This is a genomic window from Pseudomonas sp. BYT-1, from assembly GCF_023611805.1.
Classification (GTDB): Bacteria; Pseudomonadota; Gammaproteobacteria; order Pseudomonadales; family Pseudomonadaceae; genus Aquipseudomonas; species Aquipseudomonas guariconensis.
Map to the genome: position 1 here is coordinate 5,532,868 of NZ_CP072559.1, position 17,097 is coordinate 5,549,964.

The 17,097-nt window shown below is 57.9% G+C and carries 14 protein-coding genes; 2 read left to right on the top strand and 12 right to left on the bottom strand.

The features are described from left to right. Positions 1-3 precede the first annotated feature (3 nt). Positions 4-1,452, bottom strand: a complete 1,449-nt coding sequence (locus tag J5X93_RS26010) for an ATP-binding protein (protein WP_016489904.1) — start codon at positions 1,450-1,452, stop codon at positions 4-6. After that, complete coding sequence (locus tag J5X93_RS26015; protein ID WP_250034243.1) at positions 1,445-3,274, bottom strand: TnsB C-terminal domain-containing protein; 1,830 nt, start codon at positions 3,272-3,274, stop codon at positions 1,445-1,447. Before J5X93_RS26015 ends, J5X93_RS26010 begins: the two co-directional genes overlap by 8 nt. Before the next feature lie 186 nt (positions 3,275-3,460). Between J5X93_RS26015 and istA the strand changes: the two genes are divergently transcribed. Together istA and istB are read left to right on the top strand one after the other, a co-directional pair. Beyond that, positions 3,461-4,975 (top strand): IS21 family transposase, encoded by a 1,515-nt coding sequence (istA, locus tag J5X93_RS26020; RefSeq protein WP_218816148.1) that lies wholly within the window; start codon positions 3,461-3,463, stop codon positions 4,973-4,975. A gap of 17 nt (positions 4,976-4,992) precedes the next feature. Next, the gene (istB, locus tag J5X93_RS26025; protein WP_250034212.1) at positions 4,993-5,748 is read left to right on the top strand and encodes an IS21-like element helper ATPase IstB; all 756 of its coding nucleotides are present in this window, start codon (positions 4,993-4,995) and stop codon (positions 5,746-5,748) included. A 485-nt stretch (positions 5,749-6,233) separates the two neighbouring features. On the opposite strand, the gene J5X93_RS26030 is transcribed toward istB, so the two are convergent. The 10 genes from J5X93_RS26030 to J5X93_RS26075 all read right to left on the bottom strand — a co-directional run bounded on the left by J5X93_RS26030 (position 6,234) and on the right by J5X93_RS26075 (position 17,076). Next, positions 6,234-7,133, bottom strand: coding sequence for a TnsA endonuclease N-terminal domain-containing protein (locus tag J5X93_RS26030; protein ID WP_012316941.1), 900 nt, complete (start codon positions 7,131-7,133; stop codon positions 6,234-6,236). A 270-nt stretch (positions 7,134-7,403) separates the two neighbouring features. Beyond that, positions 7,404-9,239, bottom strand: coding sequence for a glutamine--fructose-6-phosphate transaminase (isomerizing) (gene glmS / locus J5X93_RS26035; protein ID WP_043214180.1), 1,836 nt, complete (start codon positions 9,237-9,239; stop codon positions 7,404-7,406). A gap of 2 nt (positions 9,240-9,241) precedes the next feature. Next, positions 9,242-10,018 (bottom strand): DeoR/GlpR family DNA-binding transcription regulator, encoded by a 777-nt coding sequence (locus J5X93_RS26040; RefSeq protein WP_043214182.1) that lies wholly within the window; start codon positions 10,016-10,018, stop codon positions 9,242-9,244. 209 nt (positions 10,019-10,227) lie between these two features. Continuing rightward, on the bottom strand, positions 10,228-11,595 hold the full coding sequence (glmU, locus tag J5X93_RS26045; RefSeq protein ID WP_043214183.1) for a bifunctional UDP-N-acetylglucosamine diphosphorylase/glucosamine-1-phosphate N-acetyltransferase GlmU: 1,368 nt from the start codon (positions 11,593-11,595) through the stop codon (positions 10,228-10,230). Positions 11,596-11,707: 112 nt separating this feature from the next. Then, a complete protein-coding gene (locus J5X93_RS26050) occupies positions 11,708-12,133 on the bottom strand; it encodes a F0F1 ATP synthase subunit epsilon (RefSeq protein ID WP_043214185.1) in 426 nt (141 codons plus the stop codon). Between the two features lie 44 nt (positions 12,134-12,177). Then, a complete protein-coding gene (gene atpD, locus J5X93_RS26055; protein WP_023383132.1) occupies positions 12,178-13,554 on the bottom strand; it encodes a F0F1 ATP synthase subunit beta in 1,377 nt (458 codons plus the stop codon). 27 nt (positions 13,555-13,581) lie between these two features. Continuing rightward, entirely contained in the window at positions 13,582-14,442 is an 861-nt protein-coding gene (gene atpG, locus J5X93_RS26060; RefSeq protein ID WP_023383133.1) for a F0F1 ATP synthase subunit gamma, read from the bottom strand. A 48-nt stretch (positions 14,443-14,490) separates the two neighbouring features. Continuing rightward, a complete protein-coding gene (gene atpA, locus J5X93_RS26065) occupies positions 14,491-16,035 on the bottom strand; it encodes a F0F1 ATP synthase subunit alpha (protein ID WP_043214188.1) in 1,545 nt (514 codons plus the stop codon). 21 nt (positions 16,036-16,056) lie between these two features. After that, positions 16,057-16,593 carry a F0F1 ATP synthase subunit delta gene (locus J5X93_RS26070; protein WP_043214190.1) on the bottom strand — a complete coding sequence of 179 codons (537 nt, stop codon included), beginning with the start codon at positions 16,591-16,593 and terminating at the stop codon, positions 16,057-16,059. Positions 16,594-16,605: 12 nt separating this feature from the next. Next, positions 16,606-17,076: a F0F1 ATP synthase subunit B gene (locus J5X93_RS26075; RefSeq protein ID WP_023383136.1), complete on the bottom strand. Its 471-nt coding sequence runs from the start codon at positions 17,074-17,076 to the stop codon at positions 16,606-16,608. Between the last annotated feature and the right edge of the window lie 21 nt (positions 17,077-17,097).

The window sequence follows — 17,097 nt, forward strand, 5'->3', positions numbered from 1 at the left end:
ATGTCACCAAGCAGAGTCCTTATCTACCCAGCCTCTCTGCTCGAGCTGGGTCTGCACATCATCGCCTTCGGAGAAATGGGCAGTTGGTGCTGACTCGTTGGCAACCGGAACCACCGGTTTACTAATAGGCTTTGCGGCTGCCCTTTCACTGTGCTCGACAGGTGTCACTATCGCGGCCTGGGTAATTAAAGAGAGATTCGCCCTGTCTGCACGCCGCGCCAAATCGTAATTCATCATCTTGGCGACCTGGTCCTTCGTGGGCATCATGTCTTCGAAGTCAGCAATTTGCAGCGGATCCCCGCTTCGTAGAGCCTCGATGGCCTTATGAAGGAGCCTCATCTGACTGTCGTACACCTGCTGCAGAACCGCCGGTGTAATCGAGTCGATGCCCTCCCAGATTGCGTGCCGCTGAGCCAGCATTAGAAGTTTGGCCAGGAAATCCGTGTTTCCTTGAGTGAGGTCATATATTTTGGAAAGGATCTCACCCGTCAACGGAGTGGGGGTTTTGGTCCAGTCGTATGCCCAGAGCAGTGAAACCAGATGCGCCCAAAACGGATCATCTTCGGTAAACCTGTCAAAAGTGATAGGCCCCATTCCTGCCGCACGCCGAGCATTTCGCAAAACACCAGAAAACAGCGGAAGCATGGCATTTGTGCCAACGTAGATCAGCGGGATGCCGGCGTCATTCGACAGCTGCACAAAAAAGTTGAGAAGCTTTTCGCGGTCTTGCCCGCCTCGGGATGAGCAGAGGTGCTGCATCTCATCAATTATGAGAGCTCCGATGAAATAGGTTTTGCACAACTGACTGATATTTTGAAGCATCACGCTGATGCTGCGGCCAGTAGCAGCTCTGCCTGAGTACTTTTTTATGCCTAATGCTTCATCCAATGAAGAGAAGAATGCGGTACAAAAACCTCGCAACGAGCCATCGTGCGGACAATCGATCTTGAGCCAGACCACCTGCGTCTCAATGAAGATCTGCTCTTTATACTTACTGTGACTGATCACCTGTGGATAAAGCTTGGCAATGGAGTTCAGCGCAGTCGTTTTACCCATGCCGCTCAACCCGATCAGTGTCAACGTTTCAGCGGTGGACATAAACCCGTGCCCCTTGATCTCCGCAGAAGAGGGCAAGCGATGCCTAACGGATGACGCATGCAATGGATTGCGCCCGGTGTATCCGTACCGAATCAATTGACTGAACAGGTCCTCAAGCCTGAGGTGGATTTCAAAAGGTACAACGACATCCTTCAGCCTGTTGATGCCATGACCACGTAATTTCGGGTCCAAGGCCCGCTCCACGTTGTCAGGCCGGGGCGGGGCGCTCCCAATGCGCCTGACTACATCAACATCCGAAAGAATCTTCGGGAGACACTCAATCAGTGGGTTACCGTCGTATTGAGGCATGCCAGTCGGGTTGTAATCTGCTGGCGCAAAACTGGAATCACTCATGACTAGCCTCGTTACCCGCGTTGATCACCAATTTCAGGAAGGCGGCGCTCCGACCCGAGACAGGTTTCACGGTTACAGGTGTATAAGTCTCCTCCGCGGCTGGCGAGTTATCCACAAGGCGAAGCTGATTTAGGTCAGCGGTATGCAAGTCGCGCTCAGTCTGGGTTTCAACGGCACGTTTCGAACGCTTGTCCCGCTTGAACTCAGCGTCAGATTTCGGATCTCCCTGCCCCTGGCGTTTGGCTTGCGCTCGATGAAGAATCTCCTCCTGGCGGCCTTGAAGAAGCGCTCCAGTATTGGCATCCTCGTACCGGGCATCTGGGGCAACCTGATTCAAAATCTTGATAATATCGAGGACCTCCTCCATACGAAGCCCACCGTACTTAACCCGCTGCTGCGGTACAATGGTCAACGGCTCGAAACCCGCCTCAGATTTCATCCAGCAGTTCTCAATAGAGTTTGGATCGTAGAAAACCCTAACGTACCTCGTTTTAAAGTTGTGAGAGCGCTCCAACCATTCCGAACGAATGGCGGTTTCACAGGTGTACTGCACACCTTGGAAATTTATACCTCCTCGACCAATTCGACACACCTGCGAGGGTAACAATGCAATCTTCAGCTCCGCTGGTGATACGAATTTCGAATTCAGGAGATTGTTTGCCATAGACCACTTCCACATGGCCATAGGCGTGGGCTCCACTTCTGCCGCGATCATCTCACGGTTCAGAAGATGAGGAACTCGAAGGCTCTTGTTGTGAGCCAAAACACCGAGGATTACCATCTCAGTAAACTCATCGATATCGAAAATTGCGTCGAGCTGGTAGTCACGATCACCACGCTCCATTTTCCGAGCATCTACGCCGCCAGGGACAAATTTCAAATCCAGCTTTTCGTTGAGCAGTCGGAAACGGCTTTCAATGATACTTTTCCAGTCAGGCCGAAACGGTGGCAAAATCTTCAAGGCTGTACCAAGAGTCTTTGTCATCGTCTCCCCAGCTTCACTGAGAAGTTCAGCGCGATCTGCGACGATTTCAACCGGTAGATGAGAACATGGCCAGTCAACCTCATCGATCTCAATATTATAACGCTTGCAAAACTCCTTCTTCGGCGTGCAAGCATTATAAATGGCATGTCGAGCACCATTCCAACTGGGCCCTTCAAGCCCGACATGAATACCTACGATCATTCTGGTGAACGTATCAACCAACACATACAGCACTGGCCTGCCGATCAACCATAACCGATTGACTCGATGTACCAAATAAACATCAGCAATCGTCGAATCGATTTCGTACCGATGACTTGCACCGACTAACCCTTGAGAGGCAGATCCAACTAGCGCACGATGGTCTTTATTATAGCGGATTGCGCCGCCGCTCTTCTTCAACCTATAGAGTTCATCAAAGAAAAGTTTTCCATGGTACTCCAGTTGATTGATGGACGGGTAGCTACCTCGAACCAGGTTACCTTTTGAACCGTCGGACTTGATCGACCGATAAAACTTATTGAGCATCCAATCATAGGCTTTCTTTAGCTTGCCACACCTGCCACTGGCAAAGCGCCCATAGGCCAAGCGAATATGCGAGATGTGCCGTGACTCGAGCAGAATTGCGCCACCGTCATCCACAACTACGCCACGATATTTAAGCGGTCGGCCAGGAACAATGCCTGAGGCCCGACTTTTTTTCTTTCCACGGCCTCCACACGTGCTGGTATTCCACAAAAATGCGTTTCGTGTCTGCCCCATGCTCCAATACCGATAGAGAAGTCGATAAATTTGCTTCCGGTCAACTCCCACTACCATTGCGGATTCCACGGTCATCTGGCCACCCATTCCATGAGCATCTGACCACCGATTCCATGGTGATCCGGCCACCCATTCCACGCGTATCCGACCACTGATTCCACGGCCATCCGGCCACTCAACCGGGCAGGCAGTAACGCAGGATTTCTTCACTACCATCGACCTCTTTTTCGAAGCAGAGAGGTCGTCGTGGAGCGTTTATCCATGCGTAAGATTCGCGAAGTACTTCGTCTCAAGTTCGAGGTCGGGCTATCGGCTCGCCAGATTGCAGTCAGTGTGCAGGTCGGTCGTGTCACCGTCGGCGATTACCTCTGTCGCTTTGCCGCCAGCGGCCTCAGTTGGCCCTGTTCGTTGTCCGATGCGGAGTTGGAGCAGCAGCTGTTCCCGCCATCGCCGGCGGTGCCCAGTGAGCAGCGGCCACTGCCTGATTGGTCTTGGGTGCACGCCGAGCTGCGTCGCCCCGGCGTGACCTTGGCGCTGCTCTGGCAGGAGTATCGCCTCAGCCAGCCGAAAGGCTTTCAGTACAGCTGGTTCTGCGAGCACTACCGGGCCTGGCAGGGCAGGCTGGACGTGGTGATGCGTCAGGAGCATCGCGTCGGCGAGAAGTTGTTCGTCGACTACGCCGGGCAGACGGTGCCGGTGATCGACCGCCACAGCGGCGAGATCCGCCAGGCGCAGGTGTTCGTCGCGGTGCTCGGCGCATCCAGCTACACCTTCGCCGAAGCCACCTGGTCGCAGCAGTTACCTGACTGGCTGGGCTCCCATGCCCGCTGCTTCGCCTTCCTCGGCGGCGTGCCGGAGATCGTGGTGCCGGACAACCTGCGAAGCGCGGTGAGTAAGAGCCATCGCTACGAGCCGGACATCAACCCCAGCTACCGCGATCTGGCCGAGCACTATGGCGTGGCGGTGGTGCCGGCGCGGGCACGCAAACCGCGCGACAAGGCCAAGGCCGAAGTCGGCGTGCAGGTGGTCGAGCGCTGGATCCTCGCCGCGCTGAGGAACCGCCAGTTCTTCTCCCTGGATGAACTCAACAGCGCTATCGCCGGGTTGCTGGAGCGGCTCAACCGACGACCGTTTCGCAAGCTGCCGGGCTCCCGGCACTCGGCCTTCGAAGCCCTGGATCGTCCAGCGCTGCGCCCACTGCCGGAGCAGCCCTACGTCCATGCCGAGTGGAAGAAGGCGCGGGTGCACATCGACTACCACGTCGAGGTCGATGGGCACTACTACTCGGTGCCGTACCAACTGGTGAAGAAACAACTGGAAGTACGCCTGACAGCGCGCACGGTGGAGTGCTTCCACGCCAATCAGCGGGTGGCCAGCCACCTGCGCTCAGCGCACAAGGGCCGGCACAGCACACAGGCCGAGCACATGCCCAAGAGCCATCGCGAGCACGCCGAGTGGACGCCGCAACGGCTGATCCGCTGGGCCGAGCAGACCGGACCGAACACCGCCGGCGTGATCGGCCACATCCTCGAACGGCGCATCCACCCGACTCACGGCTACCGGGCCTGCCTGGGCATCCTGCGCCTGGGCAAGACCCATGGCGAAGTGCGTCTGGAGCTGGCCTGCCGTCGCGCCCTCAGCCTCGGTGCGTGCAGCTACAAGAGCCTCGAATCGATCCTGCGCCAGGGTTTGGAAAGCCTGCCGTTGGCTCAAGCCAACCTGCCCCTGCTGCCGGACGACCACGCCAACCTGCGCGGCCCCGGCTACTACCACTGAACCCAAGGAAACTCACCATGCTGCCCCATCCGACCCTGGACAAGCTGCAAACCCTGCGCCTGCACGGCATGCTCAAGGCGCTGAACGAACAACTGAAAACCCCGGACATCGACAGCCTGAGCTTCGAGGAACGCCTCGGCCTGCTGGTCGACCGCGAGCTGACTGAACGCGACGACAAGCGCCTGAGCAGCCGCCTGCGCCAGGCCCGGCTCAAGCACAACGCCTGCCTCGAAGACATCGACTACCGCAGCCCGCGCGGGCTGGATAAGGCGCTGATCCTGCAACTGAGCGGCGGCCAGTGGCTACGCGACGGCCTCAACCTGATTATCGGCGGCCCCACCGGCGTGGGCAAAACCTGGCTGGCCTGCGCCCTGGCCCACCAGGCCTGCCGAGAGGGCTACAGCGTGCGTTACCTGCGCTTGCCGCGCCTACTGGAGGAGTTGGGCCTGGCTCACGGCGACGGGCGCTTCGCCAAGCTGATGAGCAGCTACGCCAAGACCGACCTGCTGATCCTCGATGACTGGGGTCTGGCCCCGTTCACCGCCGAACAGCGTCGCGACATGCTGGAGCTACTGGATGATCGCTACGGCCAGCGCTCGACCCTGGTCACCAGCCAGATGCCGGTGGACAACTGGCACGAACTGATCGGCGATCCGACCCTGGCCGATGCCATCCTCGACCGCCTGGTGCACAACGCTTATCGGATCAATCTGAAGGGGGAATCGATGCGCAAACAGACGAAGAAATTGACGACACCGAGCGCCTCAGACTAACAATGCAACCCCTGCGTCGCTGCGCTCCGACTGCCCGGCCGGATGGCCGTGGAACAGGTGGCCAGATGGCCGTGGAATGCCTGGCCAGATGAGAGTGGACTGGGTGGCCGGATGGCGTGGAATCCGCAACCATTGCGTGATTAGCAACAAGGGAACCAAAGTTAGACGTCAAGATATCGAGGGGGCCATGATTCTCCACCAAACCACGTACCAGCTCCCAGTTCCTATCTCGGCTGTCTTTTTCATTCTCACTGATCTCGTCGTCACTTCGAAGCAAGTGCATAGGTACCATTTCAGGGTTGATCACCGCCGCTCCGTTATTGATCTCTTCGATCAATAGTGAGCTTCCAACCCGCCATGGCTTCGTCGGACTTGTACCGAGTTCAATGACTAAGACAAACTCATCCTTTATAGCTAAAACTCTGACCGGTTTCTTCAGCAGCTCAGATCCCTCACCCGGAGAAACGATGCAGTTAACTCCCAGACTAAGCATGACGAGGCACCTCGATTTCTGATGTGCTGGAAAAGGATGGCTCAGCAATCCAAACATGCAAAGGTTCAGATAAGCTTATTACCTTAGCGCTTAGACTCGCCCCCAGTCTGCCCGTCCAAAGAAGATGGTGGAAGAGGCGTTTAACACCAATATATTCTATAAAAATTACCCTCGAGGCTTTTTGCAGCAGTGCCTTTAGTGGCAATTCACTAGTCTTACATCCCGCTATAAATTCGAGCAGATTATTTATATTATTCTCCGTCGGCAACGAAGGATGGATGACCGCGTAAGTTCTAAGTATGACAAGATTTGCTATTTTAACTTGCGAGAGATTTTCATGGAGAACCAGTTTCCATTCTACCTTTCTCATAGCCCAATATTTAGCTTCGATCTCAAGCTTTTCCGCCATCCGATTCTGCTCCTTGAGGCTGGCATCCTCGAACTCCTTACGGTATTTCACAGAGCGCGCGGCCAAGGTTGCTTCGCCCTTCGAATCTATGAAAGTTATGAGGAAGTCAGTGGTCATAACCACTGGGACTTGAGTACCTGGATACACAGGATGACGGTAATTCAGGCTTGACGCGATCGCTTGAGTCTCAGCTTGCGTTAGGAGCGGGAACTGCTCACGAATGTCGATGATGGAAGGATCATGCTCAAGGATCAGGTGATAGTCGCGCTCAGCGTTGGATAGCAAATGATGACTGCGATGAAATTTCACACCCGGTACAAGATGCGACACCCCGCTCGACTGGATATCCCAAATCTTGATCCAAGGCTCATAGGACTCTCTAACGCCAGATCCGCGACCCGATTGTATTCTTCTATCAATTTTCCGCTGAGTCATTAGCTTCGAGCTAGCTGGATTCACCGGTTCAGTGGGTACAGATGTCATTTCACGAGTCGCTCATCGTTGAGTGACCCGCTCGATCGGATCGGAACGACACAGGTCGTGGCGCGGAGAAATTCAAGAGCGGGCTCAGCCAGGACAGCAGTCACTGTGGTGCAGAAGGGATTGTGATCCTATATCCATGGACAAGGCTCTGCCCCGACAAACGGGCCGTGACAGAGCCTTGTGACAACCTTTCTTAACTTGTGACAACCTTTATTTTTTTGTGACAACCTTTATTCTTTAAAAACAACGCTGAGAAACACATGGAAAGTCTTACTCCACCGTCACCGACTTGGCCAGGTTACGCGGCTGGTCGACGTCAGTGCCTTTGAGCACCGCCACGTAGTACGACAGCAACTGCAGCGGGATGGTGTAGACGATCGGCGCCAGCGCATCGATGACGTGGGGCACTTTGATCACGTGGGTGCCTTCGCCGTTGCTCATGCCGGCATTCTCGTCGGCGAATACGACCAACTGTCCGCCGCGGGCGCGGACTTCCTGCAGGTTGGACTTGAGCTTTTCCAGCAGCTCGTTGTTCGGTGCGACGGTCACCACCGGCATGTCGTTGTCTACCAGAGCCAATGGGCCGTGCTTGAGCTCACCGGCTGGGTAGGACTCAGCGTGGATGTAAGAGATCTCCTTGAGCTTGAGCGCTCCTTCCATGGCCACGGGGTACTGGGCGCCACGGCCCAGGAACAGGGTGTGGTGCTTGTCGGCGAACAGCTCGGCGGTCTTTTCGACGATGCTGTCCATCGCCAGTGCTTCACCCAGGCGCGTGGGCAGGCGGCGCAGTTCTTCCACCAGCTCGGCCTCGACGCCTGCCGGCAAGGTGCCGCGCACTTGGCCCAGGGCCAGGGTCAGCAGCATCAACGACACCAGCTGGGTAGTGAAGGCCTTGGTGGACGCCACGCCGATTTCCGGGCCGGCCAGGGTCAGCAGGGTCAGGTCCGACTCGCGCACCAGCGAGCTGATGCCCACGTTGCAGATCGCCAGGCTGCCGAGGAAGCCCAGCTCCTTGGCGTTACGCAGGGCGGCCAAGGTATCGGCGGTTTCACCGGACTGGGAGATGGAGACGAACAAGGTGTCCGGCTGCACCACTACCTTGCGGTAGCGGAACTCGCTTGCGACTTCGACCTGGCACGGGATGCCGGCCAGCTCTTCGAGCCAGTAACGGGCGACCATGCCGGCGTGGTAGCTGGTACCGCAGGCGACGATCTGGACATTGCGCACCTTGGCGAACAGCTCGGCGGCTTGCGGGCCGAAGGCCTGGACCATGACGTGGTCCTTGCCCAGGCGACCTTCCAGCGTGCGCTGGACGACGCTCGGCTGCTCGTGGATCTCCTTGAGCATGAAGTGGCGGTAGGCGCCTTTGTCCGCGGCTTCGGCCCCTTCGTGGTACTGCACGGTCTCACGCTGGACCTTGTGGCCGGCCTGGTCCCAGATGCTCACCTGGTCGCGGCGGATCTCGGCGATGTCGCCTTCTTCCAGGTACATGAAGCGGTCAGTGACCTGGCGCAGCGCCAGTTGGTCGGAGGCCAGGAAGTTTTCACCCAGGCCCAGGCCAATGACCAGCGGGCTGCCACTGCGGGCGGCGACCAAGCGATCTGGCTGATGCTTGCTGATCAGCGCCAGGCCGTAGGCACCGTGCAGGCGTTGGACGGCGGCCTTGAGGGCGTCGGTAATGTCGGGGACGGATTTCAGGATGTGGTGAATCAGGTGCACGATGACTTCTGTATCGGTTTCCGAGGCGAAGACATAGCCCAGGCCCTTAAGTTCTTCACGCAGGGCTTCATGGTTCTCGATGATGCCATTGTGAACGACCGCCACATCATCGCCGGAGAAGTGCGGGTGGGCGTTGTGTTCGGTCGGCGCACCGTGGGTAGCCCAACGGGTGTGGGCGATGCCCAGCTGGCCTGCCAAGGGGTCGGCGGCAACAGCGGCTTCCAGCTCACTGACCTTGCCGATGCGACGGCGGCGCTCGAGAACGCCTTGGGCAGTCAGAACCGCCAGGCCGGCGCTGTCGTACCCGCGGTACTCCAGGCGCTTGAGGCCTTCGATGAGGATGGCAGTGATATTACGCTCGGCTACGGCACCGACGATTCCACACATGGTTATTGCTCCTGGCTGATCGCGGCGCAGATCAGATTGATGCCGCGGGCTTGAATCTGTTCGCGTGCCTCCAGCGGCAGGCGATCATCTGTAATAAGGGTGTTGACGCTGCCCCAGGGCAGCTCGAGGTTGGGGATCTTGCGCCCGACCTTGTCCGACTCGACCATCACGATCACTTCCCGGGCGACCTCCGCCATGACCCGGCTCAGGCCCAGCAGTTCATTGAAGGTCGTCGTGCCACGGGCGAGGTCGATGCCATCGGCACCGATGAACAGCTGGTCAAAATCGTAGGAACGCAGGACCTGTTCGGCGACCTGGCCTTGGAAGGATTCGGAATGGGGATCCCAGGTACCGCCGGTCATCAGCAACACCGGTTCGTGCTCCAGTTCGCTGATGGCGCGGGCCACGTTCAGGGAGTTGGTCATCACCACCAGGCCGGGCTGGCGCCCCAACTGCGGGATCATGGCGGCGGTCGTGCTGCCGCTGTCGATGATGATGCGCGCGTGTTCACGAATCCGTCCTACAGCCGCCTTGGCAATCGCCTGCTTGTAGCTCGATACAGGCTGTACGGTCTCGACGAGCATTTCCTGTGGCACAGGGATGGCACCGCCATAGCGGCGCAGCAGAAGGCCATTGGATTCCAGCGCTGCTAAGTCCTTGCGAATGGTGACTTCGGAGGTTTCGAAACGCTTGGCCAACGCGTCCACGCTCACTTCGCCCTGTTCGTTGAGCAAAGCCAGAATGTTGTGGCGACGCTGAGGGGTGTTTCGTTTCGACATTGGCGTCTTAAGTTTCGATTCGAAAGATAATGGTTGCAATCAAAACCTAAGGACAATCATTCGTCAAGCACTGCCTGCCGCATTTTGTCGCCTCAGTTACGCCACTCAGTCGGGAGCGCCTTGTAGGTTGCGATTGGTTTTCCACAGATAGAAAAAAAAAGCCGGCTTATTCACATAAGCCGGCCTGTGCATAACTGACTGTGGATAAATCAACTCTTCTTGATTTTTTCAGGACGCTTCCAGCCATCGATATTGCGCTGGCGGGCACGGGCCACGGCCAACTGCTTGGTTTCGACCGTCTGGGTAATGGTCGAGCCGGCTGCGGTGGTTGCGCCGGACTGAATTTCCACCGGGGCTACCAGAGAGTTGTTGGAACCGATGAACACATCCTCGCCCATTACCGTCTTGAACTTGTTGGCGCCATCGTAGTTGCAGGTGATGGTGCCTGCGCCGATATTGGTACGCGCTCCGATCTGCGCATCGCCCAAATAAGTCAGGTGACCGGCCTTGGCGCCTTCACCCAGGTGGGCGTTCTTGAGCTCGACAAAGTTACCCACATGGGCCTTGGCGTCCAGCACACTGCCCGGACGCAGGCGAGCGAAGGGACCGGCATCGCTGCCCTCACCCATCACGGCCCCCTCGATATGACTGTTGGCCTTGATGATCGCGCCCTTGCGCAGGGTGCTGTCCTTGATCACGCAGTTGGGGCCGATCTGCACGTCGTCTTCGATGACCACCTTGCCTTCGAGGATCACGTTGATGTCGATCAGCACATCGCGACCGACGGTCACCTCGCCTCGCACATCGAAGCGCGACGGGTCACGCAGGGTCACGCCCTGGGCCATCAAACGACGGCCTTCGCGCAACTGATAATGACGCTCGAGCTCCGACAGCTGACGCCGGTCGTTGGCGCCTTGCACTTCCATCGGGTCATGAGGCTGCTCGGTGGCCACCACCAAGCCATCAGCCACGGCCATCGCGATCACATCGGTGAGGTAGTACTCGCCTTGAGCGTTGTTGTTGGACAAACGGCTCATCCAGTCGGCCAGGCGTGCCGCCGGCATGGCCAGGATGCCGGTGTTACCTTCCTTGATCGTTTTCTGCGCATCGCTGGCATCCTTGTGCTCCACGATGGCCATCACCTGGCCTTGGGCATCACGAACGATGCGGCCATAACCAGTCGGGTCCTCCAGATCGACGGTCAGCAGGCCCAGCTGGTTGGCGCTGACCTTGGCCAGCAGGCGCTGCAGGGTTTCGACCTCGATCAACGGCACATCGCCATAAAGCACCAGTACGGTGTCAGCAGTGATCGCTGGCAGAGCCTGGGCAACAGCGTGGCCGGTACCCAGCTGTTTGTCCTGCATCACGAAGTTCAGGTCGTCGGCGGCCAGACGCTCACGCACCAACTCCGCGCCATGGCCAATAACCACGTGAATGCCCGTGGGCTTGAGCTGTCGGGCGCTGTGGATAACATGGCCCAGCATGGAGTTGCCAGCAACCGGATGCAGAACCTTGGGCAGCGCCGAACGCATGCGGGTGCCTTGGCCTGCGGCGAGAATAACGATATCGAGAGACATTGACTGGCTACCAATCCTGGGCGGTCAGTGACATGACCGGTATATGAAGGACAAAAAGAAAAAGGGTAGCCGATGGCTACCCTTTTTCTCAATCTGCATGAAGCCTGCGGTATCAGCCGCCGAACTTCTTGCGGATCTGCTGGACGGTACGCAGCTGAGCTGCGGCCTCGGCCAGACGTGCGGATGCGGCACTGTAGTCGAAATCCGCGCCTTTCTCATGCAGGGCCTTCTCAGCAGCCTTGACGGCATCCTGAGCGGAGGCTTCGTCCAGGTCGGCGGCACGTTGCACGGTATCGGCGAGTACCTTGACCATGTTCGGCTGCACTTCCAGGAAACCACCGGAGATGTAGAACACCTCGCGATCGCCACCCTGCTTGGTCAGCGTGATCGGACCTGGTTTCAGATTGGTGATCAGCGGCGCGTGGCCTGGAGCGATACCCAGATCGCCCAGGTTGCCGTGCGCAACCACCATCTCGACCAGACCGGAGAAGATTTCTCCTTCCGCGCTGACGATATCGCAATGGACTGTCATAGCCATCTGCTTGCCTCAACCTGATTAGCGCCCCTTTCGGGGCGCCGGGATTACAGTTTCTTGGCTTTCTCGATCGCTTCGTCGATGCTGCCGACCATGTAGAACGCTTGTTCTGGCAGGTGGTCGTAGTCACCTTTGAGGATGCCGCTGAAGCCAGCGATGGTGTCTTTCAGGGAAACGTACTTGCCTGGCGAACCGGTGAAGACTTCGGCCACGAAGAACGGCTGCGACAGGAAGCGCTGGATCTTACGAGCGCGGGCAACCAGTTGCTTGTCGGCTTCGGACAGTTCGTCCATACCCAGGATCGCGATGATGTCCTTCAGCTCTTTGTAGCGCTGCAGAACATACTGAACCTGACGGGCAGTTTCGTAGTGCTCGTTGCCGATCACGTTCGGGTCCAGCTGGCGCGAAGTCGAGTCCAGTGGGTCGACCGCTGGGTAGATACCCAGAGAGGCGATGTCACGGGACAGAACGACGGTGGCGTCCAAGTGGGCGAAGGTGGTGGCTGGCGACGGGTCGGTCAGGTCGTCCGCAGGTACGTATACGGCCTGGATCGAGGTGATCGAACCTTCTTTGGTCGAAGTGATACGTTCTTGCAGAACGCCCATCTCTTCGGCCAGGGTTGGCTGGTAACCTACTGCCGAAGGCATACGGCCCAGCAGTGCGGATACTTCGGTACCGGCCAGGGTGTAACGATAGATGTTGTCGACGAACAGCAGAACGTCGTTACCTTCGTCACGGAACTTCTCAGCCATGGTCAGACCGGTCAGCGCTACGCGCAGACGGTTTCCTGGTGGCTCGTTCATCTGACCGTAGACCAGTGCTACTTTGTCGAGAACGTTGGAGTCCTTCATCTCGTGGTAGAAGTCGTTACCCTCACGAGTACGCTCACCCACACCGGCGAACACGGAGTAACCGCTGTGCTCGATGGCGATGTTACGGATCAGTTCCATCATGTTAACGGTCTTGCCGACACCGGCACCACCGAACAGACCCACCTTACCACCCTTGGCGAACGGGCAGACCAGGTCGATTACCTTGATGCCGGTTTCCAGCAGGTCGTTGCCGCCTGCCTGGTCAGCGAACGAAGGTGCCTTCTGGTGGATACCACGGCGCTCTTCCTCGCCGATCGGGCCAGCTTCGTCGATCGGGTTGCCCAGAACGTCCATGATACGGCCCAGGGTGGCCTTACCGACTGGAACAGAGATGGCAGCACCGGTGTCGACGACATCCAGACCGCGTTTCAGGCCTTCGGTGGAGCCCATCGCAATGGTACGAACCACGCCGTCGCCCAGCTGCTGCTGAACTTCGAGGGTGGTTTCCGCGCCTTGTACTTTCAGCGCGTTGTAAACACTCGGCACGACGTCACGTGGGAATTCCACGTCGATGACGGCGCCGATGATTTGAACGATACGTCCGCTACTCATAGCTGGATCCTCTGAATATTTGAACCGTTAAACCGCGGCAGCGCCGCCGACGATTTCCGAGATCTCCTGGGTGATCGCAGCCTGACGCGCCTTGTTGTAGATCAGCTGGAGTTCGCTGATCAAATCACCGGCGTTGTCTGTGGCGTTCTTCATGGCGATCATCCGGGCCGCTTGTTCAGCAGCGTTGTTCTCGACCACCGCCTGGTACACCTGCGACTCCACGTAACGCACCATCAAGCCGTCCAGCAGCTCTTTTGCGTCGGGTTCGTACAGGTAGTCCCAGTGATGCTTGAGATCCTGATCCGGGGTTGCCACCAACGGTACCAATTGCTCGACCGTCGGTTTTTGGGTCATGGTGTTGATGAACTTGTTCGAAACCACCGAGAGGCGATCGATACGGCCGTCCAGGTAGGCGTCCAGCATCACTTTGACGGAGCCGATCAGATCGTTGATCGATGGCTCTTCGCCCAGGTGGCTGATCGCGGCTACTACGTTGCCGCCAAAGATGCGGAAGAAAGTCGCACCCTTGCTGCCGATCACGCACAGGTCGATTTCAACGCCCTGTTCGCGGTTCTCGTTCATGTCCTTGACCAGGGCCTTGAACAGGTTGGTGTTCAAGCCACCGCACAGACCACGGTCACTGCTCACCACGATATAACCGGCGCGCTTTACAGGGCGCTCGATCATGAACGGGTGGCGGTATTCCGGGTTGGCGTTGGCCAGATGACCGATCACCTGGCGGATACGCTCCGCGTAAGGACGGCTAGCAGCCATGCGCAGTTGTGCCTTGCGCATCTTGCTGACCGCCACTTTCTCCATGGCGCTGGTAATTTTTTGCGTGCTTTTGATGCTCGCAATCTTACTGCGAATCTCTTTTGCGCCTGCCATGTATCACCTATCAGGTTAGCAAGCGGGGGCCGGAGCCCCCACTGCGGCTTACCAGGTCTGGGTGGCCTTGAACTTCTCGATACCGGCTTTGATGCCAGCGTCGATTTCGTCGTTGAAGTCACCCTTCACGTTGATCTTGGCCATCAGTTCGGCGTGATCACGGTTGAAGTAGGCGATCAGTGCTTGCTCGAAGCTACCGACCTTGGAGACTTCTACGTCGGTCAGGAAGCCACGCTCAGCGGCGTACAGCGACAGCGCCATGTCCGCGATGGACATCGGAGCGTACTGCTTCTGCTTCATCAGCTCGGTAACGCGCTGACCATGCTCCAGCTGCTTGCGAGTAGCCTCGTCCAGGTCAGAAGCGAACTGGGCGAATGCAGCCAGTTCACGGTACTGAGCCAGAGCGGTACGGATACCACCGGACAGCTTCTTGATGATCTTGGTCTGGGCGGCACCACCAACACGGGATACCGAAACACCGGCGTTAACTGCAGGGCGGATGCCCGAGTTGAACATGGCCGATTCCAGGAAGATCTGACCGTCGGTGATCGAGATCACGTTGGTCGGAACGAACGCGGAAACGTCGCCAGCCTGGGTTTCGATGATCGGCAGAGCGGTCAGGGAACCGGTCTTGCCAGTCACGGCACCGTTGGTGAACTTCTCGACGTACTCTTCGGAAACGCGAGATGCACGCTCCAGCAGACGGGAGTGGAGATAGAACACGTCGCCTGGGTACGCTTCACGTCCTGGCGGACGGCGCAGCAGCAGGGAGATCTGACGGTAGGCAACGGCCTGCTTGGACAGGTCATCGTAAACGATCAGTGCGTCTTCACCGCGGTCACGGAAGTATTCGCCCATGGTGCAGCCGGCGTACGGGGCCAGGAACTGCAGTGCGGCGGATTCCGAGGCGCTGGCGGCAACAACGATGGTGTTGGCCAGGGCGCCGGCTTCTTCCAGCTTGCGAACGACGTTGGCGATGGTCGACTGCTTCTGGCCGACGGCCACGTAAACGCAGAAGATACCGCTGTTTTTCTGGTTGATGATCGCATCGACCGCCATAGCGGTCTTACCGATCTGACGGTCACCAATGATCAGCTCGCGCTGGCCACGGCCAACCGGGATCATGGCGTCGACCGATTTGTAGCCAGTCTGTACAGGCTGATCTACCGATTTACGCCAGATAACGCCCGGAGCGACCTTCTCGACCGCGTCGGTTTCGGTGGTGGTCAGAGGACCTTTACCATCGATAGGGTTGCCCAGCGCGTCAACGACGCGGCCCAGCAGGCCCTTGCCGACCGGCACTTCGAGGATGCGACCGGTGCACTTGGCGCTCATGCCCTCGGCGAGGGAGGTGTACGCACCCAGTACCACCGCACCTACGGAGTCTTGCTCCAGGTTCAGTGCCATACCGTATACGCCGCCCGGGAACTCGATCATTTCGCCGTACATAACGTCGGCCAGACCGTGGATCCGCACGATACCGTCGGAAACGCTTACGACGGTACCTTCGTTACGGGCTTGGGAGCCGACATCGAGCTTCTCGATGCGACCCTTGATGATTTCACTAATTTCGGAAGGATTGAGTTGCTGCATTGCTCTGCTGCCCCTTCAAACTCAAGATTTCAATGCTTCGGCCAGTTTCGCGATCTTGCCGCGAACCGAGCCATCGATTACCAGGTCGCCGGCGCGGATGACGACGCCGCCGATCAGGCTGGCATCCTCCGACGCGTGCAGGCGCACTTCCCGGCTGAGCCGTGCACTGAGAACCTTGGCGAGTTTGTCTTGCTGTTCTTGGTTCAACGCAAAAGCACTGGTGACTTCCACGTCCACGGATTTCTCTTGCTCGGCCTTGTACAGGTCGAACAGAGCGGCAATCTCCGGCAGGAGCAGGAGACGGTCGTTTTCCGCGGCAACATGAATGAAATTCTGTGCCTGTGCATCGAACTTGTCACCGCACACTTCAATGAATGCGGCGGCCTTTTCTGCGCTTGTCAGTCGCGGGGCCTTGAGCAGGCGCTGCATGGTGTCGTCTTCCGACACCGCAGCAGCCAGGCCGAGCATGGCTGACCAATTGGCCAGTTGCTGATGGGCCTGGGCGTGCTCAAAGGCAGCCTTAGCGTAAGGTCGGGCCAACGTGGTCAGTTCTGCCATGATCGCCCTCGCTTAAATTTCAGCGGCCAGTTTGTTAACCAGCTCCGCATGCGCGTTTTGATCGATTGTGGCGCCAAGGATCTTTTCAGCACCGCCAACGGCCAGGGCACCCACTTGGGCACGCAGGGCGTCTTTGACGCTGTTGAGTTCCTGTTCGATCTCGGCTTGAGCCTGAGCCTTCACACGGTCAGCTTCGACGCGAGCCTGTTCACGGGCTTCCTCGACAAGCTGAGCAGCGCGTTTCTTGCTTTGCTCAATGATTTCGGCTGCCTGTGCCTTTGCTTCACGCAGTTGCTGACCCGCTTTCTCTTGGGCCAGCTCCAGGTCGCGAGCTGCGCGGTTGGCAGCGTCCAAGCCGTCGGCAATCTTCTTCTGGCGCTCTTGCAGAGCAGTGATGACCGGAGGCCATACGTACTTCATGCAGAAGAGCACAAAAATCAGGAAAGCAACGGATTGGCCAATCAGGGTTGCATTAATGTTCACGCCAACACCTCGCTCGGTCTT